This is a genomic window from Arcobacter sp. 15-2, assembly GCF_047159865.1.
GTDB lineage: Bacteria > Campylobacterota > Campylobacteria > Campylobacterales > Arcobacteraceae > JAIOSF01.
Map to the genome: position 1 here is coordinate 539965 of NZ_AP038804.1, position 26106 is coordinate 566070.

Genomic DNA, 26106 nt, shown 5'->3' on the forward strand with positions numbered 1-26106 from the left:
TCTCCTCTTTTACTTTACTACAGAACACTGGCTGTAATCACCATTTATTATATTTAGTAAATTACCTTTTTTATTCATATTTGCTACAACAATAGGCAATCCATTATCTTTTGCTAATGCAATTGCTGTATCATCCATAACTTTAATATGATCTTTTAAAGCTTCATCATAACTAATTGTGTCTAATTTTACAGCATCTTCAAATTTTGCAGGATCTTTATCATAAACACCATCAACTTTTGTTGCTTTAATTAAAATAGTTGCTTCCACTTCACTTGCTCTTAATGTTGCCGCAGTATCTGTTGTAAAAAATGGATTTCCTGTACCTGCACTAAAAATAACAACTCTCCCTTTTTCAAGATGTCTTTTTGCTCTTCTTACTATATATGGTTCTGCAATTTGTTCCATTTTAATAGCAGTCTGTAAACGCGCACTTACACCAATATGTTCTAAAGCTTCTTGCATCGCTATACCATTTACAACAGTTGCTAACATACCCATATAGTCACCACTTGTTCTTTTAATCACTCCATCAGCAGCAGCTGTAACACCACGAACAATATTTCCACCACCAATTACGATTCCAACTTCAACATTATTATCAACTAATTCTTTAATTTCATGAGCAATATATTCTAAAATTTTAGTGTCAATCCCATACCCATTTTCACCAGCCAACGCTTCACCTGAAAACTTTACAAGAACTCTTTTGTTCATGGCAACCCCTTTTAAGCATTATTTATTATGCGATTTTAGCTAAATTTAAATTATGATTTGTTTAAGCAAAAATGATTCTTCTACTCTCATTAGTCAAGTTTTTTTGAACTTACACTTAACTCACACTTCATTGATATACTTCCATACATCAAAACAAAGGAAAAAACATGAACATTAAAAAAAATATAGTAATCTTAGCAATTCTTGGAGCAACAAGTTTATTTGCAGCAGATTTAAAAGAGATTGATACTTTGATTGAGAAGATCAATAAAACAGAAGCAGTTGAAGCTAAACAAGACTTAATGATTAAACTTAATCAAAAAGTTGAAAAACTCAATAGATTAGATGTTATAGAAGCCCAAACATTAATTGACCAAAAACTTGTAAGATAACAAGTTATTTTTATTCACTAAAACTTAGTTCTATAGAAGTACCTATCCCTAAGGTACTTCTAATCTTAATTGTAATATTTAAAATATCACATAGTTGCTGTACAATATTTAGTCCAATACCCATCCCATTATCATTTTCTTTATAGTATCTGTGAAACACTTTTTGAGTATTTTTTATCCCTATACCATTATCTTCAATTATTATTTTATTATCAATCAGTTCAATGGAGACATAACCATTTTTTTTATTGTATTTACAAGCATTTGTTAATAAGTTATCCAAAATACGATCTAACGCATTTTTATTACTTTTGATCACTTTAGAAAAAGCCTTTTTCTTAAACACTATAGTAGGATACATTTTTTGTAAAATAACAATTTTTTGTTCAGTTAATTTTTCTAAATCTACTGTTTCATTTTTTTCTAAAGAGATAGGGTTTATCAATTCTAGATTTTTATATAATGATGCAATACTTTTTGCTGAAAGCTCTATTCGATTTATCTCTTCAAAATCACCTTTTTTTCTCAAAAGCCTTGCATTGAGTAAAATTGAAGTTGCAGGAGTATTCAAATCATGAATCAAATCTTTTAAAAAATCTTCTAAAAGATATAAAGCTTGTTTCATTGGACGCAATGAATAAAAAGAAAACCCAATAGATATAAGAAGTATTAAAAAGAAAATAATAATACCTACTTCAAAAATTTTTTTCAACATTTGTTTATATAGTTTTTGATATTTTTTTTCATCAAAAATAATTTTTAAGAGATATGGACCCTTAGAAGGGATTTCAAAATAGGCATAAAGTCCTCCATTATCGTGATAAATTGTGAATACTTGTTTAAATTTATTTTCTTCTACAATATCAAGAGAAAAGTCATCTCCTTTAAAATCATAAGAATAATCTTTCATTTCATAAAGAATATTTTTTTCCATCTCCTCAATCTCTTCTTGATGATACATATATAGAACAACACTCGAAAGAAGAAATAAAGGTATAAAAAATAAAACTAATGTTGTAAAAAAAGATCTTTTTTCATAGTTTCTCAAGTTTATATCCTACACCTTTTGTATTTGAAATATTTAAATTTAAACTTCTTTTTAATTTACTTATTACAGCTCTTAGTGCAGTATCGCTAGGTTTATTCATGCAATCAAAAAAAGATGATTTATCCACTGTTGTATTCATATTTTTAATAAGTAGTGAAAATATCTCTTTTTCGACAACACCTAAGGACACCTCCTTTTCTGATTTTGTAATACGATTTTCAAATAGGTCAAATACTATATCATCATACTCTATTGTTGGATTCTTTCTTTTGAGTATAGCTTTTATTCGAGCTAGAAGTTCATCTAGATCAAATGGTTTCTTGATGTAATCATCACAACCACAATCAAACCCTTCAAGGATAGAACTAGTATCTAGTAAAGATGTAATAAAAAATGTGGGCGTTTGATCAGCAGACTCTCTTAAGAGTTTTAAAGTATCCATACCATTTAATAAAGGTACATTTACATCAAATAAATATAGGTCATATCTATTTTCATAAGTGTATTCCAAAACTTCTTCTCCAGTTTCTACTAAAGTAACAATATAATTCTCTTCTTCTAAGATTTGTATCATTGTTTGTGCTAAGATAGTATCATCTTCTAGAAGTAATATTTTCATTATTTAGATTCGATTCTTTGAAAAAGTTTTGATGGAACCTTTTTTTTTGCTTCAATTATGGCATCAGATTCTTCTCTTTCTTTTTTATTGAGATTGGCTAATTCTTTTTTCAATTGATCAAGATAAAATTTTTTTTCTTTTTTTGTTTTAGCATGATGCACTTTTTCTAACAATGTATCAACTTTCAATTCTGCTGCATCTAATGTGATTAGAAAAAAAGTCATCAGGAATAAAAATTTAGAAATAAAGATTCTCATCATTTTTTCTTTTGAGTACTATTATCAAATTTTGCTACTCTACTTTTTATTTTTGACAAAGGGGTAAGCAGAAAACTTTGAAGATTACAATTCATTTTTTTTGCCATTTGATACTGTAAAATATATTCTTTTTCTGCTTGATTTATGTTTTGAGAAAATATACTAGGAGAATTATTCTCAATCAAAAATAGTTGTGCTTTAGCACCTATAATATCTTGTGAAGCAAAATATCCTTTGTCAAATTCACTTTGCACATATAAAAATGCATATTCCATTTTTTTATAGTATTGTTGACATTCTTTGTCATTTTTTATAATTTTTTGTTTTTGTATTTCGATTTTGTTTTGTACAATGTTTTTACTTGGTGAATGAACACATCCTGAAAAAACAACAAAACATAACAGCAAATAAGATATTTTTTGCACTTTAAATAGTTTTATTCTTTTCCCAAACATCTTTACTTACTTTTTTGTCCTATAATTCTTTTTCCTCTTTGTTTTGCGGTACTCTTTTGCTCTTTTTTCTTTTTCTTATTTCCAAAAGCTCCACCAACTTTTTTTCTTTTAATATCATCTTTTGTTTCAACAATTTTTTTAGTAGCAATCATTTTTATTCTTGTACCAACTTCAAAACCTTCTAAATCAAGTTTAGGAATTTTTTGTCCTACATACTTTTCCACATCACGAATAGTTGCAACATCATACTCATCTAATAAAGAGATTGCAATACCATTTTTCCCCGCTCTTGCAGTTCGTCCAATCCTATGAACATAATCAATAGGCATAAAAGGTAAATCAAAGTTTATCACATAATACAAATCAACTATGTCAAGACCACGAGCAGCAACATCAGTTGCAACGAGTACTCTAATTTGCCCCTCTTTGAATTGAGTGATTGCTTTTGTTCTAGCACCATGAGTTTTATCTCCGTGAATAGAAGCAGCTTTTAAACCATCAAGTTTTAAGTTTGAAACAATCTCTTCAGCACTCGCTTTTGTTTTACAAAATACCAATACTTGTTTCATATTTTTTGAACCAATTAAAAAGGAAAGCATCTCTAGTTTTTTATCAAGAGTTACAGGGTAAGCTATTTGTTCAATCTTATCATTTACTCTGTCATTTGCTTTGATCTCAATCACTTTTGGATTTTGCATAATTTGAGCTGAAAGTTTTTTTACATTTGGACCTAATGTAGCTGAACATAAAATAATCTGCTCAACAAGTGTTAGAGAAGATAAAATATCTTGAATATCTGCAACAAATCCCATATCAAGCATACTATCTGCTTCATCTAAAATAAGTGTATCTATTTTTGTAACATTGATTTTATCTTGTTTAATCAGATCCATAAGTCTACCTGTAGTTGCAATCACTATATTTACTTTTTCATCTAACTTTCTGATTTGTGTTTTAATGTTAGCTCCACCATATACACTACAGATTTTGATATCCAAATATTTTGCATATGATTCAATACTTTTTTCAAGTTGCAATACAAGCTCTCTTGTAGGTGCAATAATAAGCTTAGTTAAGACTCTACTATCACTTTTAGCTTCTTTTTTTTGGTTTTCGATATCTTGCAAAATTGGTAAAACAAAAGCAGCTGTTTTCCCTGTTCCTGTTTTAGCGATTGCTAAAAGATCTCTTTTTCGTAATAGATGTACAATCGCTTCCTCTTGTATTTTAGTAGGAGCTTTATATCCTCTATCTTCACATGCTTTTGCGATTTGGGGACATAATCCTAATTGTCTAAATGTCATTATTTCTCTTTTTATTAGATTTATTTATTTAATTATTATACCTAAATTATACTTTAGAGAATAATTTCATATAAACTTTAATTTTATTTCTATATAATAGTTCAATAACTTAAAAGGTGATAATGATGATAGAAAATAAAAATATATTAATTTTTGATACAACTTTACGAGATGGAGAACAATCTCCAGGTGCTTCGATGAATACATCAGAAAAGATTCAAATAGCACAACAACTCGAAAGATTAAATGTTGATATCATAGAAGCTGGATTTGCAGCAGCAAGTCCTGGTGACTTTGATGCAATTTCTCAAATAGCAAAAACTATCAAAAATAGTTCAATTTGTTCACTTGCTCGTGCAATTGATGGAGATATAAAAGCAGCAGGAGAAGCTGTAGCATTTGCAAACAAAAAAAGAATTCACACTTTTATTGCGACTAGTCCAATTCACATGCAATATAAACTTAAAATGTCAACAGATGAAGTTATCAAACGAGCAGTACATGCAGTAGAATATGCAAAAACATTTGTTGATGATGTTGAATTTTCACTTGAAGATGCGGGAAGAAGTGAATTACCTTTTATGAAAGAGATAACACAAGCTGTTATTGAAGCTGGAGCAAAAACAATTAATCTTCCTGATACAGTAGGATATAGATTACCAAGTGAAATTAAACATATGGTTCAAGAGATGGTTTCATTTATTGATTCAATGAAATCTGATGCAATTGTGTCATTACACAACCACAATGATTTAGGTTTTGCTGTTGCAAATACTTTAGCTGGTATTGAAGCTGGTGCTGGTCAAGTTGAATGTACTATCAATGGTTTAGGTGAGCGTGCTGGAAATGCTGCTATGGAAGAGATTGTTATGACACTGAAAACACGACAAGATCTATTTCCAGGAATCACAACAAATATCAATACAAAAGAGATATATCAAGCTTCTAAAATGGTAGCGAATATAACAGGTATAGAGCCTCAACCAAATAAATCTATTGTAGGTAAAAATGCTTTTGCTCACGAAAGTGGTATTCATCAAGATGGTGTTTTAAAACATCAAGAAACTTATGAGATTATGAAACCTGAAGATATTGGTATTGAAAAAAACAATTCTATTGTTTTAGGAAAACACTCAGGTAGAGCAGCTTTTAAAGACACTTTATCACATTTAGGATTTGATGACTTAGATAATGAAGCATTGATTTCTGCTTTTGAAAAATTCAAAGCAATTTGTGATAAGAAAAAAGAGATTACTGATGACGATATCAGAATGATTGTTACAGATGAAAAACTTAATAACAATAAAACATTCGAGATCACATCTGTTCAAATCTCAGACTGTTCAAATGGTGTACCAAGTGCTGTAGTTACAATTAAACACGAAGACAAAGAGATAACAGATGCAGGGATTGGAGATGGTGCAATGGATGCTATTTTTAAAACAATTGATAGAATTACAGGGTACAATGGAACACTAATTAACTATAAAGTAAACTCTGTAACAGAAGGGAAAGATGCCTTAGCAAAAGTAAATTGTCAGGTTATTTTCAATGATGATAAACAGGCTGTTTTAGGACATGGTCTTAGTTTAGATACTATGATTGCAAGTGCAAGAGCTTATGTGGGTGCACTAAATAGTTATTTAAGTATACAAAATATGTTAAATAATAAATAATTTAACATATTTTATATGAATACTCAATTTGTAAGATTTGCATATTTTTTAGAATCATCAAAAAAGTATTATCGGACAAAATCTTTTGTTTATGAAACACTAGAAGGAACAAACTCAAAACAAAGAAAATATTTTGATCTTTTTATGATATTTTTGGTTTTGAGTACTGTTGCAATCTTAATTTATGAAGTAAATCATCAGCTTCTTCCTTGGGTAGATGCTTATGAAACTGTTGCTATTATTATATTTATAATAGAATGGTTAGGAAGATTATGGGTCAGTTCAAATTCACGAAAACACATTATTAAAGATTATGAAAAAAGCCAACTTTTAAATCAAGAATTTCATCTAAACTATTCTTTAAGAAAAATTTTAAAAGAGAAAGTTTCTTTTATTTTATCACCTATGTCTATAATAGATTTATTGGCAATTTTACCATACTATAGACCTCTTCGTATTTTAAGAATTTTGATGATTTTCAGACTTTTTAAAATTTTACGATACACAAATTCAATCCAACAATTTAGACATGTTTTACTAGAAAAGAAATTTGAATTTTTTACATTAGCCATACTATTTTTTATGGCAATTGCCTTTGGCTCAACTATTATTTTCATTTATGAAGGTGCAGGAGTTAATCCAAATATTCATAACTATTTTGATGCAATATACTGGTCTGTTATTACTATATCAACTGTTGGATTTGGAGATATTAGTCCTATTACGATACAGGGTAGAATTGCAACTTTATTTTTAGTCGTAGGGGGAATGGGTGTTATTGCATTTTCTACATCCATTGTGACAACAGCACTGAGTGAAAAATTACTTATTCTAAAAGAAGAAAAAGTTATGGGAGAAACAAATAGTTTATCAAGCTTTATTATTATTTGTGGATTTGGGCGTATGGGAAAAGTACTTGCAAAAGAGTTTACAAAAATCAATCAAAACTTTCTTATTATTGATAAAAATGATGAAAAATTTAAAAACAAAAATACCCAAGATTTTTTAGCTATTAAAGGAGATGCTACTGATTCATCTCTATTAAAAAATATTGGTATACATAAAGAAGCAGCAACTTGTATGATAGCTATTACAGATGATGATGCTGTCAACTTATCCATTATTTTATCTACACGATCACTTAATCCAACTATTCGTATAATAGCACGAGCAAATAACCCAAAAGCAAAAGAAAAACTACTTTTAGCAGGTGCTTCAGAAGTTATTTTAGCAAATGAGATAGCAGCTCTTGTTGCATCTGAATATTTAGGACAACCAGTTGCTTTTGAAGCTATTGACGATATTCTACTTAATTCAGAAGATGCTATCATGGACGAAATCAAGATAGAAGAATCTTCATATTGTATAGGATTGAAATTAGAATCAATTAATATAAACAAATTCAATATTACATTGATTGGGGTAATTAAAGAAGAAAATAAAAAATCATTTATTTTTAATCCACAGAAAAACACTTATATAGTAGAAAAAAATGACATATTTATTATTATAGGAAATAAAGAATCAATTCAACACCTCAAAATGGAAATTTTGACATATCAACCAAAACAAAGAATCTCTTATGCAAAATAAAGTGATTATCTATTCTTTTAGTAAACTAGCTGTACAAATAGCAAGTCTCTTATCAAAAAAAGGGTATCAAATTTTAGTCATAGAAGAAGATTTACATCTTATCAAAGAAGCTAAATCTTTAGGCTATGAAGTGAAAAAAATATCTCTTATGGATGATAAAAATATTCTATATCTTGATATGATAAAAAATAATATTCAAGCATTTTTTTGTGTTAGTGATGATAAAAACATTAATCTTTTTGTAACTTTAAGTGTCAGAAACTTATATAAAGATTTAAAAATCATCTCTGTTTCATTTGCAACAAAAGATAACAAAACGATGCTACTAGCAGGTGCAAGTAAAATCATCAATCCGTATGAGATAGGTGCCTTACGAATTTTTCGCCTTTTGCATAAACCTTATATTTTAGACATCTTAGACAATATTTTATTTAATGAGTCAAATATAGAAATTTCTGAAATCACTATAGGAAAATCTTCAATATTCAATAATGTATTTTTAAAAAATACAAATATTATAGAAGAGAATAATTTGATTTTATTAGGCATATTAGATAAAGAGATACACGATAAATTTATCTTTTACTCACAAGGTATTGCACATAAAATAGATGAAGGTGATACATTAGTCCTTTTAGGTAAAGCTGATGATTTAGAAAGGTTTACATTATTACTAAATAGAAACAAATAAAAAAATAAAATTAAACTCTGAGATTAATTTTGTTATAATAATTATGATTTAAATTAAAAAGGAATTCAATGACACAATTTTATTTTTTCTTGCGTCTATTAAAAGAGTCGTTTAGAGATTTGATTCCTATTGTTTTAGTAATTTTATTTTTTCAGCTTATTATTATTCAAGCTGTACCATCTGATTGGATTGCTACGACAATAGGAATGATAATAGTAGGTATAGGACTTGCTATTTTTCTACAAGGTTTAGAGATAGGAATTTTTCCTGTAGGTGAAGGTCTTGCCCGAGATTTCGCTAAAAGTGGTTCCACTATGTGGATTTTAATATTTGGTTTTATGATCGGTTTTGGTACTACTGTTGCAGAACCTGCATTAGCTGTGATTGCAGATAAAGCTGCAAGTATTAGTAGTGGTAGAATTGATGCAGATACACTTCGATTTGTTGTAGCAGGTTCTGTTGGTTTTGCTATTTTATTAGGTGTTTTTAGAATTATTAAAGGGCATCCAATACATTACTATATCATTGCTGGATATATTACTGTAGTTTCAGTAACTTTTCTTGCTCCACCTGAAATTATTGGATTGGCTTATGATTTAGGGGGTGTTACAACCTCAACAGTTACTGTTCCTTTAGTTGCAGCTCTTGGTATTGGTCTTGCTTCTACTATAAAAGGGAGAAATCCAGTAATAGATGGGTTTGGTCTTATCGCTTTTGCTTCACTTACCCCTATGATTTTTGTTCAAGTATATGGGATATATGTATATACTTTTGTTGATGCAACAGAAGTTGCGAAAATTGTTGTTGAGGCAACTATTTCAGAAACTACAACTATTTCAGTTGAATCAATCACATTAGGTATTCTTGCAGTTGTTAAAGATGTTCTTCCAATTCTTGCTGTAATTTTCTTTTTCCAATATGTTATTCTTAAAAAGAAAATAGAAAACTTAAAAATTGTTATCATTGGTTTTGTGCTCGTTATTTTAGGATTATATGCATTTATTCTTGGATTAGAGATGGGGTTATTTGCTTTAGGTGAGTCTATGGCTTATCAATTAACTCAAATGAATAATGTCTGGATAATTTTTGCTTTTGCTTTTGCTATTGGTTTCTCAACAACTATGGCAGAACCAGCACTTATGGCAATCGCAAAAAAATCTAAAGAGATTAGTGATGGAAAAATAAATGATATGACTCTGCGATTATTTGTCGCATTTGGTGTTGCATTTGGTATTGCATTAGGTGCTTTTAGAATTGTTGATGGTGGTCAAATTCATTACTATATCATCGCAGGATATGCGGTCGTTATTGCACTAACATTTATAGCACCTAAACATATTATTCCAATTGCTTATGACTCTGGTGGGGTTACAACATCTACAGTTACTGTTCCATTAGTAGCAGCACTTGGTATTGGTCTTGCAACAAATATTCCAGGAAGAGATCCCCTATTAGATGGATTTGGATTAATTGCTTTCGCTTCTTTATTTCCAATGATTACAGTAATGGTATATGGTATTATCGCTGATAAGTTCAATATTAAATCTGATAGCCAAATTGCAGAAGAAGATGCAAAAGTTGGTGCTTCTAAAATTCACGGTTCACTAGAGGGTGTTGATGATATGAGTCTATCAACTATTAACCTAGATGCTACTGATTTTAGACACTCTATGAATCTAGATTTTTCAGCTGTTATTATCATTGTTCCACAAGATAAAAAAGATGATGCTTTACATGCCGCCAAAATGGCTGGTGCAAGTGGGGTTACTATATTAAATGCTTCAGGAATGGGGTTAGCCGAACTTGACAATATTTTTAGACATACACATGAAGAAACAGATGCACTACTTTTATTTATAGTGCCAAGTATGATTGTTGATAATATTATTAGAGAGATTATTAGAAAACTACATATAACAACAAGTGGTGATGGTATTGCTTTTGCTGTTCCAATTAGTCATATGAAAGGTATAAGTATGAGACAAGAAGATATTTTTGAACATGAGGTTGCTGACCTTAAAGCAAAGAGATAGATAAATTATCCCCTTAAGAAAAGGAAAAGTACTATAATATTACTGCTTTTCCTTGCTTTAATACTACTGTATCTTCTATTCTAACTCCAAACTTATTATTTAAATAAATTCCTGGTTCAACTGTAAAAACCATATTATCTTCTAAAATGACATCACTTCTACTATTTATATTTGGATACTCATGAATATCCAAGCCAACACCATGTCCAGTACTATGGATAAAATATTTTCCATAACCAGATTTTTCAATAACATCTCTTGCTAATTTATCAACTTGGCTAGCTTTCATACCACTTCTAACTTTACTTATTGCTGTTAGTTGTGCTTTTAAAACTATGTCATATATTTTTTGTTCTAATTTAGTTTTAAATTTTTGTCCTCTACTAAAGCTCATATTTTTACTTATACTTGTACAACATGTTCTATCACTACAATATCTTTCATATTTGACACCAGCATCAACTAGCAAAAAATCATTTTTTTTCATAAGTTTAGCTGTTGGTAAAGCATGTGGTTTTGCACTATTTTCATTTATAGCAACTATTGGATCAAAACTTAAATCAAGTTCACCATAATTACTCATATATTCTTTTGCTTTAAAAAAAAGGTACTTTTCACTTTTATTTATTCCATCAGTTCTTAAAAAATCTGCAAATCTTTTAAAACCTTTTCTTCCTAGTTTCATGGCAGCAGAAATTTTATCTATCTCAGCATCTGTTTTAACAAGTCGTTTTAGTTTTGAAAAGTTCTCTTTTTGTCTAAATTGTATATTTAGATTTGATGTAAGTTTTTCATATAAATATACACTAAAATCATTTGGATCGAAGTTTATTTTTTTGATTTTACTTTTTTGAAGAATTTCTTGAGTTTGTTTGATAAGATTATTTGTAATGATAACTTCACAATTTTGAGCCATGAGTTTAGCTTCGATTTCATATCGTGCATCGGTGATGAAATAATTATCATCACCAATACTAATATAAATTACATTATCACAACTATATCCACACTCAAAATAAACTGCATTTTCATTTTGAAGTATGTAATTTTTCATACTATAAAATTACGATTCTTTTTGAGTTACTTGTTGTGCTTCTTTTGCAACTTTCATCTCGTTTAGAATTTGCATTAATGCAATCAGACCCATGTGATATCCAAAAGGACCGAAACCTGTAATAACACCTAAGCTAGAAGATGCCGTAATAGATTTTTGTCTAAACTCTTCTCTTTTGTAAATATTTGAAATATGTACTTCAACTACAGGTAAAGAAACAGCAGAAATTGCATCAGCAATTGCTATACTTGTGTGGCTATAAGCTGCAGGATTAATAATAATTCCATCTACAGTACCTAAACACTCTTGAATCTTATCTACAATTTCACCCTCTAAATTTGACTGAAAAAATTCTAATTCTACACCATTTTGTTCAGCACTTCCTTTCATTTGATCATGTATTTGATCAAGTGTCATTGGTCCGTAAATATTTTGTTCTCTAATACCTAACATATTTAAGTTCGGTCCTTGTATTACTGCTATTTTCATTAGTTTCCTTTAAATTATAATATTTTGGTATAATATCAAAAATTTTATAAGAGGATAATAATTCATGAAATTTCTATATGCTGATTGGCTATTGACTTGTAATAATGAGTTTACAATTATACAAAATGGAGCAATCGCTTTTGAGGAAACGATTTTAGATATTGGAACAATTGATGATTTTAGAAATAAATACGCAAATGAAGATATTGAATACTTAGGTAAAAATTCAGTTATTATGCCTGGACTCATCAATACACATGTTCACTTAGAATTTTCTGCAAATAAAACGACACTTCAGTATGGAAATTTTGTGAAATGGCTTTTTTCTGTAATTGAACATAGAGAAGAAGTTATAGAAAAAGCTACAAAAGAGCTCATTGATAGTGAACTAAAAAAAATGATTGCCAATGGGACAACAACAATTGGAGCAATTAGTTCGTATGGATTTGATTTAGATTCATGTGTTCAATCAGCATTAAATGTAGTCTATTTTACTGAAATTTTAGGAAGCAAACCAGATATGATAGATACTTTATTTGTTGATTTTCAAGAAAAACTAAAATCCGCTATATCACAAAGTTCTAAAAAATTTTTACCGGCTATTGCTATTCATTCACCTTATTCAACACATCCATTTCTTATTAGAGAGGTACTGAAAATTGCAAAAGAATCAAATATGCCCGTTTCAGCACATTTTCAAGAGAGTAAAGCAGAAAATGATTGGCTTAATTATTCTCATGGAGAATTTGAATCTTTTTTCAAAAATATGCTTGACCAAAAAACATCATTAACAAAACCAAATGATTTTTTAGACCAATTTAAAAATATTGATAATTTAAGTTTTACCCATTGTGTCGAAGCTAATAAAAAAGAATTACAACAAATTAAAGAATTGGGTGCTACAATTACCCATTGTCCAAATTCAAATAGACTTTTAAATAATACGCTTTTAAATATAAGCTATTTAAATGATATCCCATTAGCGATGGGAACAGATGGATTGAGTTCAAACAATACATTAAATATGTTTGAAGAGATTAAAAATGCATTTTTTATGCACACAAATCTAGATACAAATCAATTAGCAACAAAATTATTAACAGCAGCAACACAAGGTGGTGCTAAAGCTTTAGGGCTCAATACAGGAATCCTCAGTAAAGGTTTTGACGCAGATATTATCTCTTTTAATCTTCCAGACAAATGTAACAATAAAGATGATTTAGCAACAGCTATAATATTACATACAACACAAACAAAAAGAACATATATAAAGGGAACAGATGAACTTAATAAGTAAATTATTTTATCCAATCACAGCACCAATTACTTTTATCCAAAGAAATTTTAAAACATTTCTATTTCTAACTATTTTATATTTTGTATTTGCAAATACAGATACAAAAAATCTAGAAACAGCAAACTTACAAATAATAGAACTTAACGGCCCAATTATGGTTGTTGATGAAGTTTTAGAAAAAATCGAAACTGCAAAATTTGATAATACTATCAAAGGAGTTTTACTCAAAGTTAATTCTCCTGGTGGAGCAGTTGCACCCTCTGTTGAGCTAGCTTATGCAATTAAAGAGCTAAAAGAGAGTAAACCAGTTGTTGCTTATGCTAGTGGAATTATGGCAAGTGGAAGTTACTATGCTTCAATTTGGGCAGATAAAATCATCGCAAACCCAGGAAGTATGATTGGAAGCATTGGAGTGATTATGCAAAGTGCTGATGCAAGTGAACTTATGTCAAAAATAGGTATAAAAACGCAAACTGTAAAAGTTGGTAAATACAAAGAATCAGGTACACCTACAAGACAATGGACAGATGATGAACGAAAAGAGTTGGAAAAAGTAACACAAGATACTTATGATATGTTTGTATCTGATGTAGCAGATGCAAGAAATTTAAAAAAAGAAGATCATACACTTTATGCAGATGCACATATTTTCACATCTAACCAAGCAAAAAAAGTAGGACTCATTGATGAAGTAGCTACGATATCAACAGCAAAAAGAGTTCTTGTTGATTTAACAAAAGTAGAAAAACCGATTTGGTCAAAAGAAAATAAAATGGATAAATTTATGCAAAATATGATGAACAATACAATTGCAAATATTACTACAAATTTGAATGGTTTAGTAGCATACTAGTTAAAGGGTAAAAAAGAAAAATGAATTTAAAAGAAAAATTAGAAAATAATGAACGATTAACCTTAGAAGAGGGATTAGCTTTATATGATATGGACCTATTAGAATTAGGTGCTTATGCTTCACAAATACGAGAAAAAAAGTTTGGAAGAAAAACTTACTATAATATAAATAGACATATAAATCCAACAAATATTTGTAAAGATGTTTGCCAGTTTTGTGCTTATAGTGCCAGTAGAAAAAATCCTCAACCATATACTCTTTCTCATGAAGAGATATTAGAAACTGTTGCAAATAGTGTTAAAAATGGAATAAAAGAGGTACATATAGTATCTGCACACAACCCAGAAACAGGACTCCAATGGTACCTTGATGTATTCAAAAAAATCAAAACTCAATTTCCAGATATTCATGTCAAAGCACTCACAGCAGCAGAGATACATTTTTTAAGCCAAGAGTATGATAAATCATATGAAGAGATTATTGATATGATGATTGAAAATGGCGTAGATAGTATGCCAGGTGGTGGTGCTGAAATCTTTGATGAAAAGGTGAGAAAAAAGATTTGTGGTGGCAAAGTAAGCTCTGAGCAATGGCTAAAGATTCATGAACTTTGGCACAAAAAAGGCAATAAATCAAATGCAACTATGCTATTTGGTCATGTAGAAAGTAGAGAAAATAGAATTGACCATATGATACGACTTCGTAATCTACAAGATAAAACAGGGGGGATCAATGCTTTCATACCTCTTGTATATCAAAAGGAAAATAACTTTTTAAAAGTAAAAGATTTCCCAACTGCTCAAGAGATACTCAAAACATTTGCCATTAGTAGAATTATGCTAGATAATATTCCAAATTTAAAAGCATATTGGGTAACTTCAACTGTAAATTTAGCTTTGGTCGCTCAAGAATTTGGAGCAAATGATTTAGATGGAACAATTGAAAAAGAGTCTATAAATAGTGCAGCAGGTGCAAAAAGTGCAAATGGAATGCAACAAAAAGAATTTATTGAATTAATTGTAAGTAGCGGTTTTGAACCAGTAGAAAGAGATAGTTTATATAACGAATTAAGTTAAAAAAGTACATACAAATCTTTACTTTATTGTTATTAAAAAATTTTATAATAACTACAAATAGATTCGATTCTACAAGGAAATAAAATGTCTAAAAGTTACAATAGTTTAAACGATGAAGAAAAAAGAGTACTTATAAACAAAGGAACTGAACGAGCTTTCACAGGAATCTACTGTGACAATAAGGATACAGGAACCTACACTTGTAAACAATGTGACACTCCACTTTTTCATTCAAATTCAAAATTTGATAGTGGCTGTGGCTGGCCAAGTTTTGATGATACTATCAAAGACAATGTAAAAGAAGTACCAGATGCAGATGGAAGACGAGTAGAGATTGTGTGTAAAAATTGTGGAGGACACCTTGGACATGTGTTTAGAGGTGAAGGATTTACTGAAAAATCTACACGACACTGTGTCAACTCTGTCTCTATAAATTTTGAGAAAGAGTGATTTATGACTTCAAATATCAAAAATGCATATTTTGCAGGTGGATGTTTTTGGGGAGTAGAATACTACTTTGAAAAATTAGAAGGTGTACAAAGTGCCATCAGTGGATATATGGGTGGGCACTTAAACAATCCAACTTATAAAGATATTTGTAGTGGCACGACAGGACACTTCGAAGTTGTACAAGTCAATTATGATGAAAATATCATTACATTTGAGGAACTTACAAAACTCTTTTTTGAGATACACGACCCAACTCAAAAAAATGGTCAAGGCCCAGATATAGGGACACAATACCTTAGTGCCATTTTTTATAATGATGATGAAGAACTAAAAATATCAAAAGAGCTAATTCAAACACTTAAAAAAAGAGGTTATGATGTAGTTACACAACTCATTTCAGCTCAAAACACTCCATTTTTTGAAGCGGAAGATTATCATCAAGACTACTATTTTGTGCACAACAAAGTTCCATACTGTCATAGCTATATAAAAAAATTTTAAGACTACAATTTTTTTATATTTGGATTGAGCTTTAATAATGCTAAATCTGCTAGCATATTGCCTAAAAGAGTTAGAAAAGCTCCTATTATCAAAATACCCATAATAACGGGATAATCTTTACTTAATGCAGATTGGAAAAATAAAAGTCCCATCCCATCAATTGAAAAAATTGTTTCGAGTAAAACACTTCCCCCAATAATAGCTGGTAAACTTAAACCCAATAGAGTAATTACGGGTGGATATAAATTTGGTAATATGTAGTATCTTAAAAGTATTTTTGGTTCAAGTCCCCTACTTTTTGCAAAAAAGATATAGTCGCTTTTTAAAATCTCAATTGTCAAAGAACGAATATATAAAGTTAAACTTCCAATACCTCCAAATATAATAATACCAACTGGTAAAATAAGATGCCATGCCGTATCAACATAATATAACAAACTATTTTCATCAACATTACTACTATGAAGTCCAGAAAGGGGCAACACCTCCAAGTTTACAGAAAATACCAACACACCTAAAAGTGCAAGATAAAAAGATGGTAGCGAAAAACTTAACAAAGAAAGTTGACCTACAAATCTATCAAATAAACTATCTTTTTGAATGGCCGCTTTTATTCCTAAATATAATGAAATAATAAAAATAGATATTATACTAATTATATTGATAGTTAATGTAATAGGAATACGACTTAAAATCTCTTCTTTAACCATTACTCCACTAACAAAAGAGATTCCAAAATCAAGTTGAAGTATGTTTTGTATCCAAGAAAAAAACTGTATGTAAATAGGTCGATCTAATCCATAAATCATTTTTAAATGTTCAAGTGATTCTTTTGTAATATTTGGATTCAAATCTCCACTAGCAAAAAAACTATTAGGAGTTAAATAAATTGCTAAAAATGAGATAAGCGCTATTATAAATAACATTGTAAATAAATAAATAAGTTTTTTGATTAGGAGTTTCATAGAAGAATTGTATTAAACTTACGATTAATCAACTATTAACTTATATATAAATATCCTTTTTATCTATTTTTGATATAATTGATCAAACAATATAAAAGGAAAAAAAATGAAAAAGTATCATGAACTTGAAAAGTGCTTGGATTATCAGTTTAAAAATAAAGACCTGATAATCGAAGCACTCACGCACAAAAGTTATAAAAAAGTTTTTAACAATGAAAGACTAGAGTATCTTGGCGATGCTGTATTAAATCTAATTGTTGGAGAATTTTTATTTAATAAGTTTCCTGCATCAAATGAAGGGGAACTTTCAAAAATCAGAGCTTCACTAGTAAATGAAAAAGGATTTACAAAACTAGCTCTTGCTATTAACCTTGGTGATTATATCTATTTATCTGAAGCCGAAGATAGAAACCAAGGAAGAAAAAAAGCTTCTATTTTAAGTGATGCCTTTGAAGCAATTATGGGTGCAATTTATATAGAGTCAGGATTAACGGTTTTAAAACCAATGATATTAAAACTTCTTGATGAAAATTACGAAGAGATTAATCTCAATGAACTTTTTAGTGATTATAAAACAGCACTTCAAGAAGTAACACAAGCAAAATTTGGGGCTATCCCTGTATATAAACTTGAATCAGCAATTGGTCCAGATCATGAAAAAGAGTTTGAGTTATCTTTATGGATAAATGACAAGCACTATGCTACAGCAAAAGGTAAAAGTAAAAAACTAGCACAACAAGCAGCAGCAAAAATTGTACTCAACCAACTTCAAGGTAAAAAATAATGAATACATTTGGGCAAAAATTCCGTTTTACAACATTTGGTGAATCCCATGGAGTAGCATTAGGATGTATTGTCGATGGAGTTCCAGCGGGAGTAAAAATTGATTTAGATTTTATTCAAAGTGAGATGGATAGAAGAAAACCAGGTCAAAACAAACTACAAACAGCAAGAAAAGAAGATGATAAAATAGAAATCTTAAGTGGTACATTTGAAGGATTTAGCACAGGTACTCCTATAGCAATGGTATTGTACAATGGTAACCAAAAAAGTAGAGACTACGATAATGTAAAAGATCTATTTAGACCTGGTCATGCTGATTACACTTACTTTCATAAATACGGAATAAGAGATTATAGAGGTGGTGGAAGAAGTAGTGCAAGAGAAACTAGTGCAAGAGTTGCGGCTGGAGCAATTGCACAACTTATTTTACAAGACTTAGGAATTGAAGTATTTAGTGGTATTTGTAATATAGAAGGTATAAAATCAGAACAATTTGACTGGGAATATGCAAAAACAAGTGAGATGTATGCTTTAGATAAAAATCAAGAAGAAGCACAGAAAAAAGCAATATTAAACGCAAAAAACAGCCATAATAGTGTAGGTGGAGTTGTTGCACTAAAAGCTACAAATGTTCCGAAAGGTTTAGGTGAACCAATTTATTACAAGCTAGATTCAGTTTTAGCAGATGCAATGATGAGTATAAATGCTGTGAAAGCTATTGATATTGGAGATGGTATAGATTCTGTATCTTTAAAAGGTGATGAAAATAATGATCAAATAAGAGATAATGGTTTCAAAACAAATCATAGTGGTGGTATTTTAGGTGGAATTAGCAATGGTGATGATATAGAGATGAAAGTATATTTTAAACCAACTCCATCTATATTTATAGAGCAAGAAACAGTTAATACAGAGAATGAAAATGTAAATTATAACTTAAAAGGAAGACATGATCCTTGTGTAGCAACAAGAGGAAGTATTGTAGCCCAATCAATGATGTCTTGTGTTTTAGTTGATATGATTTTACTCAATATGGGTGCAAAAATGGAGCATTTACGAAAAGTATATAAATAAAATTTCAAAATAAAAGAATTATTTTAAGTACAACTTTGATAGAATAGTTGTATTTAAAAAATGAAAAGAAGAAAAGGACTTCATTGGATTACATAGGTATAAATAAAGACGGTCAAATTTATGATCTTCAAACAGCTAAAGCTTTAAATATAGAAGCAAGCGAATCAGAACAAATTAAAGCTGATAATTCAGCCCAAGCATTAGAAATTTTAAGACACTCAACAGCTCACTTAATGGCTCAAGCTATCAAAGAACTACACCCCGAAGCACAATTTTTTGTTGGACCAGTTGTGGAAGAAGGTTTTTATTATGATTTTAAATTAAATAAACAATTAAATGATGATGATCTTCCAATAATCGAAAAACAAATGAAAGCATTAGCAAATAAAAAGCTACCAATTGAGCGAAAAGAATGCCAAAGATCTACTATAGAAGAAAAATTTAGAGATGATCCATTAAAACAAATGGTATTAGAAAAAATAACTGATGATACTTTGACTGTATATTTACAAGGTGACTTTGAAGATTTATGTAGAGGACCTCACCTTCCAAATACAAAAATGATCAGAAACTTCAAACTTATAAGAGTTGCTGGTGCATATTTAGGTGGTGATGAAGAAAATGAGATGATTACTAGAATTTATGGTATCTCATTCTTTGATAAACAAGAACTAAAAGATTATGTTACTATGCTTGAAGAAGCAAAAAAAAGAGATCATAGAAGATTAGGTACAGATTTAAAACTATTTACTTTTAGCGATGATGTTGGTGCAGGTTTACCATTATGGCTCCCAAATGGTGCACGACTTAGAGGTAAATTAGAACAACTATTGTATAAAGCGCATAGAGTAAGAGGATATCAACCAGTTCGAGCACCTGAAATCTTAAAAGCAGAAGCTTGGGTAAAGTCTGGACACTATGCCAACTATAAAGGAAATATGTATTTTACTTCTATAGATGATATGGAATATGGTTTAAAACCAATGAACTGTGTTGGACATATTGAAATATTCAAAAACGATTTAGTTTCATACAAAGATTTACCACTTAAATTTTTCGAATATGGTGTAGTGCATAGACATGAATTAAGTGGTGCAATGCATGGATTATTTCGAGTAAGAGAATTTACTCAAGATGATGCACATATTTTCTGTACACAAGATCAAGTAAAATCTGTAATTATAGAAGTAATTGAATTTGTAGAAAGTCTTATGTCTTTCTTTGGATTTAAATATGAAATGGAAGTATCGACTAAACCTAAAAAAGCTATTGGAGATGATGCATTCTGGGAATCAACAACAAAAGGTATCAAAGATGCCTTAGATGAAAATGGTTATAATTATGGTATTGATGAAGGTGGAGGAGCATTTTATGGTCCTAAAATTGATATTAAAATAACTGATGCAATTGGAAGAAAATGGCAATGTGGTACAATCCAAGTTGATATGAATCTACCAGAAAGATTTGATATTAACTACACAACTTCTGATGATACAAGAGAAAGACCAGTGATGATTCATAGAGCTATTTTAGGTTCATTTGAGAGATTTATTGGAATTATGACAGAACATTTTGCAGGTGAATTTCCGATGAGTATTGCACCAACGGGTGTAATTATTGTACCTATTGCCGATTCACATAATGATTATGCAAAAGAACTATCAAAAGAACTACAAGCTTTAGAAATTGATAGTGAAGTATTTAATCAAAATGAAAGTCTTAATAAAAGAATTAGAATTGCAGAAAAACAAAGAGTTCCAATGATTGTAGTTGTTGGTGATGATGAAGTTGCAAATGCAAAAGTAGCACTTAGAGATAGAAGAAAAAGAGAAAGAAGTGAAATGTCTAAAGAAGATTTCTTAGATATGCTAAAATCAAACCAAACAGGGGATAAAATTTGAGTTTTAAAAACAATAAAAAACAAGACGACACATTATTAAATGAAGATATTAGATTTAAAGAAGTAAGATGTAATGCAGATGATGGTTCATCACATGGAATAATGACTTCAAGAGATGCATTAGCATTAGCTGATGAAGCTGGACTTGATTTAGTTTGTATTGCTCCAAATGCAAAACCACCTGTTGTAAAAATAATGAACTATGGTAAATTTAAGTATCAACAAGAGAAAAAAATAAAAGAAGCAAAGAAAAATCAAAAAATCATTGTAACAAAAGAGATTAAACTTTCTGTTAAAATTGCACAAAATGATATTGATTATAAAGTTAAACATGCAAGAGAATTTCTAGAAAAAGGAAATCATGTAAAATTTCGAGTATTTTTAAGAGGTAGAGAGATGGCAAATCCTGCTGCAGGAGCTGAAGTTCTTACTAGAGTATGGCCCATGGTTGAAGATATTGCTTCAAAAGAAAATGATCCTAAACTAGAAGGACGATATGTAAACATGCTTGTCGTACCTTTAAAAAAAGAGAAACATTAAATACATATTCTAAGAAGATAAAATATTTATCTTCTTATTTTAATTCTTCGAATTCACGACTAGTTCCATTATAGTATTCTATACTACCTGTTTCTATTGTATAATACCATCCATGAATATCAAGTTCTCCATTATTGACTTTTCTGTATATTTCAGGATATGTTAATAAATTTTCAAGTTGATTTTTTATCGATTCTTTTTCAGTCATTCGTAAAATCTCGCTTTTTTTGCTTTTGTCTTTGATTGTATTTAAGGTAAGCATTTTTGCCTTATGTCCAAGTTCCAACCATTTTTTCACATGAACCAAGTGTGGTTCATTACTCAAATCTTGATATAATGCAGCACAAGCTCCACAATGATTATGACCACATACTATTATATCTTTTACATTTAAAACACTCACAGCATACTCTATGGCTGCGCTTGAACCATGAAAGTCATTATCACTCTTATATGGAGGAACAAAGTTTCCTATATTTCGTAAAATAAACATATCACCCGGTTTACTATCTACAATCAGATCAGGAACAACCCTACTATCACTACATCCAATAAATAATGTATCTGGTTTCTGACCAAATTCAACCAAATCATCAAATTTACTCTCTAGTTTATGAAAGTGTGTATCTTTAAACTTTTTATTACCTTTAATCAAATTATCTATCATTTTATTACCTTATTTCAATTAAATAGAATTATATGCAAAAATAGATAAACAGAAGCATAATAAAACAAACTATAAACAAAAAGAAATAAAAGTAATAAAAGATAGGAAGATAGAAAAAACGAGCAAAAAAAAACATCTTAGAAGTTGGCGGCGACCTACGTTTCCACAAGGGGACCCTGCAGTATTATCGGCGATGAGCAGCTTGACTGCCAGGTTCGAAATGGAACTGGGTATGACCTCCTCTCAATAACCACCAACATCTAAGATGTTGATTTAAGAATATTAAAGTTAAAGTCTTTGTATAAAAATACGATTATAATACTTATCAGTTATTATACTTAATAAGATAGTAAACTAAAGAATAAGTTTAAAAATAAGCCAAACGATCTATTAGTAATAGTCAGCTGAATGCATTACTGCACTTACACATCTATCCTATCAACCAGCTAGTCTTGCTGGGATCTTCAGGGAAAGTTCATCTTGGAGTTGGCTTCGTGCTTAGATGCTTTCAGCTCTTATCTCATCCGTAGGTAGCTACCCAACGATGCTCTTGGCAGAACAATTGGTACACTAGTGCTACGTTCACCCCGGTCCTCTCGTACTAGGGGCAAATCTCCTCAACTTTCCTACGCCCACGGAAGATAGGGACCGAACTGTCTCACGACGTTCTGAACCCAGCTCGCGTACCGCTTTAAATGGCGAACAGCCATACCCTTGGGACCTGCTTCAGCCCCAGGATGCGATGAGCCGACATCGAGGTGCCAAACCTCCCCGTCGATGTGAGCTCTTGGGGGAGATCAGCCTGTTATCCCCGGCGTACCTTTTATCCTTTGAGCGATGGCCCTTCCACACAGAACCACCGGATCACTATGACCGACTTTCGTCTCTGCTCGACATGTATGTCTTACAGTCAGGCTGGCTTATGCCATTATACTCAACATCCGATTTCCAACCGGATTGAGCCAACCTTTGTAAGCCTCCGTTACTTTTTAGGAGGCGACCGCCCCAGTCAAACTACCCACCATACATTGTCCTGAAACAAGATAATTGTTCCCAGTTAGCTATCAGAATATTCAAGGGTGGTATCTCAAGGATGACTCCCTATGTACTTGCGTCCATAGATCATAGTCTCCCACCTATCCTGCACATGAATATCCCAATAGCAGTGTAAAGCTATAGTAAAGGTGCACGGGGTCTTTCCGTCTTTCCGCGGGTAGGAGGAATTTTCACCTCCACTACAATTTCACTGGATCCCTGGTTGAGACAGCTCCCATCTCGTTACGCCATTCATGCAGGTCGGTATTTAACCGACAAGGAATTTCGCTACCTTAGGACCGTTATAGTTACGGCCGCCGTTTACTCGGGCTTCGATCAAATGCTTCGCTTACGCTGACATCATCAATTAACCTTCGAGCACCGGGCAGGCGTCACACCTTATACATCCTCTTGCGAGTTAGCAAAGTGCTGTGTTTTTGGTAAACAGTCGGGAGGGACTCTTTGTTGCAACCTCTCAAGCTTTCGGGAGTAAATCCCTAATACCTAAGTAGGCACACCTTCTACCGAAGATACGGTGCTAGTTTGCAGAGTTCCTTAACCAGGGTTCTTCCACGCGCCTTAGAATACTCATCCCACCTACCTGTGTCGGTTTACGGTACGGGTTATAATAGATATGCTTAGTGGCTTTTCTTGGCACGACAGTATCATCGATTCCAAACGCTATCCGAAGATTTTGTTCGGCCTGTAAGATCTCGGTCGAGTGTAGCACGGATTTGCCTATGCTACAACCTACATCCTTCGACCAGCTATTCCATCAGCCAGCTCGATTAACTCTATGCGTCCCCACATCACGCTCTATTATAAGTATAGGAATATTAACCTATTTGCCATCGTCTACCCCTTTCGGACTCGACTTAGGACCCGACTAACCCTACGATGACGAGCATCGCGTAGGAAACCTTGGGTTTTCGGCGTTAAAGATTCTCACTTTAATTATCGCTACTCATGCCTGCATGCTCACTTCTATCCGCTCCACCACTCCTCACCGGTATGGCTTCAATGCTGAATAGAACGCTCTCCTACCACTACAGTAAACTGTAATCTAAAGCTTCGGTGCGTACTTTAGCCCCGTTATATTTTCCGCGCAGAATCACTAGACCAGTGAGCTGTTACGCTTTCTTTAAAAGATGGCTGCTTCTAAGCCAACTTCCTGGTTGTCACAGTAACTCCACATCGTTTTCCACTTAAGTACGACTTAGGGACCTTAGCTGTTAGTCTGGGTTGTTCCCCTCTCGACATAGGATTTTATCACCCTACGCCTGACTGCCATGGTAAAGTATATAGTATTCGAAGTTTGATAGGGTTTGGTACCGCGGTAAGCAGCCCTAGCCCATTCAGTGCTCTACCCCTTTATTCTAATTTACATGACGCTATACCTAAATATATTTCGGAGAGAACCAGCTATCACGAAGTTTGATTGGCCTTTCACCCCTATCCACAAGTCATCCGAGCACTTTTCAACGCACACCGGTTCGGTCCTCCACTGGCTCTTACACCAGCTTCAACCTGCTCATGGATAGATCACTTCGTTTCGGGTCTGCAGCATATGACTAATTCGCGCTATTCACACTCGCTTTCGCTACGGCTTCGTACTTGACTTAACCTTGCCATATACCACAACTCGCAGGCTCATTATGCAAAAGGCAGTCCGTCACCCTGTACAAGACATAGGGCTCCGAATGATTGTAAGCTAATGGTTTCAGGTTCTATTTCACTCCCCTCACTGGGGTACTTTTCACCTTTCCCTCACGGTACTTGTGCACTATCGATCTATAAGTAGTATTTAGAGTTGGAGGGTGGTCCCCCCATATTCAGTCAAAATATCACGTGTTCCGACCTACTCGTTCATTATCTTAGTTCCACATAAAAGTTTTCATATACGAGGCTTTCACTCTGTATCGCGTAGCATTCCAACTACTTCTACTAACTAATATGCTAAATATAACCGCTCTAATCCGTTTTCGCTCGCCGCTACTAACAGAATCTCAATTGATTTCTCTTCCTTCAGGTACTGAGATGTTTCACTTCCCTGAGTTCGCCTCTAGATAAATCTAGATAATATAATTCTCATTATACTGGGTTGTCCCATTCGGAAATCACTGGATCAAAGCTTCTTGACAGCTCCCCAATGCTTATCGCAGTCTAGTACGTCCTTCATCGCCTCTTATAGTCTAGGCATCCACCATTAGCCCTTAATAGCTTATTTGATAAATTAAAGTTCAAATACATATATTACAAGTAATATATGATTTAACACTTATGTTGTTATGATTATTCTTTAGCTACTATCTTATTAAATATAATAATTTATATATAATTAAATAGTATTATAAAATTGTATTTTTATTTTCTTTCTTAGAAAAAATAAAGACTTTAACAGTAAATTGTAAAATAACTTTTGATTCCGTAAAATCAAATATAAATACTTCTTTTTAAGTACTTATATTTAAGTTTAGTAAAACATGGTGGAGAATAGCGGGATCGAACCGCTGACCTCCTACGTGCAAGGCAGGCGCTCTCCCAGCTGAGCTAATTCCCCATGTAGTGACCTATTTGTTTGTTAATAAATATTTATAATTTAAAGATTATTATAATCTTTATAAACTAGATACAAGA

At 31.5% G+C, this 26106-nt stretch carries 24 protein-coding genes, 1 tRNA gene and 2 rRNA genes; 14 read left to right on the forward strand and 13 right to left on the reverse strand.

Features of this window, described 5'->3' with window-relative positions:
* Positions 1–9: 9 nt before the first annotated feature.
* On the reverse strand, positions 10–717 hold the full coding sequence (gene pyrH, locus ACMCMH_RS02850) for a UMP kinase (protein ID WP_412726895.1): 708 nt from the start codon (positions 715–717) through the stop codon (positions 10–12).
* Between the two features lie 167 nt (positions 718–884).
* Here pyrH and ACMCMH_RS02855 point away from each other — a divergent pair, with 167 nt between their 5' ends.
* The gene (locus ACMCMH_RS02855; protein ID WP_412726897.1) at positions 885–1109 is read left to right on the forward strand and encodes a hypothetical protein; all 225 of its coding nucleotides are present in this window, start codon (positions 885–887) and stop codon (positions 1107–1109) included.
* Between the two features lie 10 nt (positions 1110–1119).
* Here ACMCMH_RS02855 and ACMCMH_RS02860 read toward each other — a convergent pair whose 3' ends face one another.
* The 5 genes from ACMCMH_RS02860 to ACMCMH_RS02880 are packed head-to-tail and all read right to left on the reverse strand — an operon-like array spanning position 1120 to position 4792.
* Positions 1120–2157: a sensor histidine kinase gene (locus tag ACMCMH_RS02860; protein WP_412726899.1), complete on the reverse strand. Its 1038-nt coding sequence runs from the start codon at positions 2155–2157 to the stop codon at positions 1120–1122.
* Positions 2144–2776, reverse strand: a complete 633-nt coding sequence (locus tag ACMCMH_RS02865; RefSeq protein ID WP_412726901.1) for a response regulator transcription factor — start codon at positions 2774–2776, stop codon at positions 2144–2146. Before ACMCMH_RS02865 ends, ACMCMH_RS02860 begins: the two co-directional genes overlap by 14 nt.
* Entirely contained in the window at positions 2776–3033 is a 258-nt protein-coding gene (locus ACMCMH_RS02870) for a hypothetical protein (protein ID WP_412726903.1), read from the reverse strand. Before ACMCMH_RS02870 ends, ACMCMH_RS02865 begins: the two co-directional genes overlap by 1 nt.
* Complete coding sequence (locus ACMCMH_RS02875; protein ID WP_412726905.1) at positions 3033–3488, reverse strand: hypothetical protein; 456 nt, start codon at positions 3486–3488, stop codon at positions 3033–3035. Before ACMCMH_RS02875 ends, ACMCMH_RS02870 begins: the two co-directional genes overlap by 1 nt.
* Positions 3489–3490: 2 nt before the next feature.
* Positions 3491–4792 (reverse strand): DEAD/DEAH box helicase, encoded by a 1302-nt coding sequence (locus ACMCMH_RS02880; RefSeq protein ID WP_412726907.1) that lies wholly within the window; start codon positions 4790–4792, stop codon positions 3491–3493.
* A 125-nt stretch (positions 4793–4917) separates the two neighbouring features.
* Here ACMCMH_RS02880 and ACMCMH_RS02885 point away from each other — a divergent pair, with 125 nt between their 5' ends.
* The 4 genes from ACMCMH_RS02885 to ACMCMH_RS02900 all read left to right on the forward strand — a co-directional run bounded on the left by ACMCMH_RS02885 (position 4918) and on the right by ACMCMH_RS02900 (position 10785).
* The gene (locus tag ACMCMH_RS02885; protein WP_412726909.1) at positions 4918–6468 is read left to right on the forward strand and encodes a 2-isopropylmalate synthase; all 1551 of its coding nucleotides are present in this window, start codon (positions 4918–4920) and stop codon (positions 6466–6468) included.
* A 15-nt stretch (positions 6469–6483) separates the two neighbouring features.
* A complete protein-coding gene (locus ACMCMH_RS02890; protein WP_412726911.1) occupies positions 6484–8061 on the forward strand; it encodes an NAD-binding protein in 1578 nt (525 codons plus the stop codon).
* Positions 8051–8752, forward strand: coding sequence for an NAD-binding protein (locus ACMCMH_RS02895; protein WP_412726913.1), 702 nt, complete (start codon positions 8051–8053; stop codon positions 8750–8752). The genes ACMCMH_RS02890 and ACMCMH_RS02895 overlap by 11 nt, the downstream gene beginning before the upstream one ends.
* 68 nt (positions 8753–8820) lie before the next feature.
* Positions 8821–10785: a DUF1538 domain-containing protein gene (locus ACMCMH_RS02900; protein ID WP_412726915.1), complete on the forward strand. Its 1965-nt coding sequence runs from the start codon at positions 8821–8823 to the stop codon at positions 10783–10785.
* A 31-nt stretch (positions 10786–10816) separates the two neighbouring features.
* Here the strand turns inward: ACMCMH_RS02900 and ACMCMH_RS02905 are convergent, their stop codons facing one another.
* Together ACMCMH_RS02905 and aroQ are read right to left on the reverse strand one after the other, a co-directional pair.
* Complete coding sequence (locus tag ACMCMH_RS02905) at positions 10817–11839, reverse strand: M24 family metallopeptidase (protein WP_412726917.1); 1023 nt, start codon at positions 11837–11839, stop codon at positions 10817–10819.
* A 9-nt stretch (positions 11840–11848) separates the two neighbouring features.
* Positions 11849–12328, reverse strand: coding sequence for a type II 3-dehydroquinate dehydratase (aroQ, locus tag ACMCMH_RS02910; RefSeq protein ID WP_412726919.1), 480 nt, complete (start codon positions 12326–12328; stop codon positions 11849–11851).
* 64 nt (positions 12329–12392) lie between these two features.
* Between aroQ and ACMCMH_RS02915 the strand changes: the two genes are divergently transcribed.
* The 5 genes from ACMCMH_RS02915 to msrA all read left to right on the forward strand — a co-directional run bounded on the left by ACMCMH_RS02915 (position 12393) and on the right by msrA (position 16505).
* Positions 12393–13625 carry an aminofutalosine deaminase family hydrolase gene (locus ACMCMH_RS02915; RefSeq protein ID WP_412726921.1) on the forward strand — a complete coding sequence of 411 codons (1233 nt, stop codon included), beginning with the start codon at positions 12393–12395 and terminating at the stop codon, positions 13623–13625.
* Positions 13609–14478, forward strand: a complete 870-nt coding sequence (gene sppA, locus ACMCMH_RS02920) for a signal peptide peptidase SppA (protein WP_412726923.1) — start codon at positions 13609–13611, stop codon at positions 14476–14478. Before ACMCMH_RS02915 ends, sppA begins: the two co-directional genes overlap by 17 nt.
* A gap of 20 nt (positions 14479–14498) precedes the next feature.
* Complete coding sequence (mqnE, locus tag ACMCMH_RS02925; protein WP_412726925.1) at positions 14499–15554, forward strand: aminofutalosine synthase MqnE; 1056 nt, start codon at positions 14499–14501, stop codon at positions 15552–15554.
* A gap of 84 nt (positions 15555–15638) precedes the next feature.
* Positions 15639–16004, forward strand: coding sequence for a methionine-R-sulfoxide reductase (locus ACMCMH_RS02930; RefSeq protein WP_412726927.1), 366 nt, complete (start codon positions 15639–15641; stop codon positions 16002–16004).
* A gap of 3 nt (positions 16005–16007) precedes the next feature.
* On the forward strand, positions 16008–16505 hold the full coding sequence (msrA, locus tag ACMCMH_RS02935) for a peptide-methionine (S)-S-oxide reductase MsrA (RefSeq protein ID WP_412726929.1): 498 nt from the start codon (positions 16008–16010) through the stop codon (positions 16503–16505).
* A 2-nt stretch (positions 16506–16507) separates the two neighbouring features.
* Here the strand turns inward: msrA and ACMCMH_RS02940 are convergent, their stop codons facing one another.
* Positions 16508–17470: an ABC transporter permease gene (locus ACMCMH_RS02940; protein WP_412726931.1), complete on the reverse strand. Its 963-nt coding sequence runs from the start codon at positions 17468–17470 to the stop codon at positions 16508–16510.
* Between the two features lie 106 nt (positions 17471–17576).
* On the opposite strand from ACMCMH_RS02940, the gene rnc reads away from it, so the two are divergent.
* The 4 genes from rnc (at position 17577) to infC (ending at position 21767) form a co-directional block, all read left to right on the forward strand.
* Positions 17577–18254, forward strand: a complete 678-nt coding sequence (rnc, locus tag ACMCMH_RS02945; RefSeq protein ID WP_412726933.1) for a ribonuclease III — start codon at positions 17577–17579, stop codon at positions 18252–18254.
* The gene (aroC, locus tag ACMCMH_RS02950; RefSeq protein ID WP_412726935.1) at positions 18254–19327 is read left to right on the forward strand and encodes a chorismate synthase; all 1074 of its coding nucleotides are present in this window, start codon (positions 18254–18256) and stop codon (positions 19325–19327) included. The genes rnc and aroC overlap by 1 nt, the downstream gene beginning before the upstream one ends.
* Positions 19328–19410: 83 nt before the next feature.
* Positions 19411–21228 carry a threonine--tRNA ligase gene (thrS, locus tag ACMCMH_RS02955; protein ID WP_412726937.1) on the forward strand — a complete coding sequence of 606 codons (1818 nt, stop codon included), beginning with the start codon at positions 19411–19413 and terminating at the stop codon, positions 21226–21228.
* Positions 21225–21767, forward strand: coding sequence for a translation initiation factor IF-3 (gene infC, locus ACMCMH_RS02960; protein ID WP_412726939.1), 543 nt, complete (start codon positions 21225–21227; stop codon positions 21765–21767). The genes thrS and infC overlap by 4 nt, the downstream gene beginning before the upstream one ends.
* Positions 21768–21801: 34 nt before the next feature.
* Here the strand turns inward: infC and ACMCMH_RS02965 are convergent, their stop codons facing one another.
* The 4 genes from ACMCMH_RS02965 to ACMCMH_RS02980 all read right to left on the reverse strand — a co-directional run bounded on the left by ACMCMH_RS02965 (position 21802) and on the right by ACMCMH_RS02980 (position 26029).
* On the reverse strand, positions 21802–22434 hold the full coding sequence (locus tag ACMCMH_RS02965) for a carbonic anhydrase (RefSeq protein ID WP_412726941.1): 633 nt from the start codon (positions 22432–22434) through the stop codon (positions 21802–21804).
* A gap of 142 nt (positions 22435–22576) precedes the next feature.
* Positions 22577–22692: ribosomal RNA gene (rrf, locus tag ACMCMH_RS02970) — 5S ribosomal RNA — on the reverse strand.
* 111 nt (positions 22693–22803) lie between these two features.
* Positions 22804–25696, reverse strand: a 23S ribosomal RNA gene (locus tag ACMCMH_RS02975).
* A gap of 257 nt (positions 25697–25953) precedes the next feature.
* Positions 25954–26029, reverse strand: a tRNA-Ala gene (locus ACMCMH_RS02980).
* Positions 26030–26106: the final 77 nt, after the last annotated feature.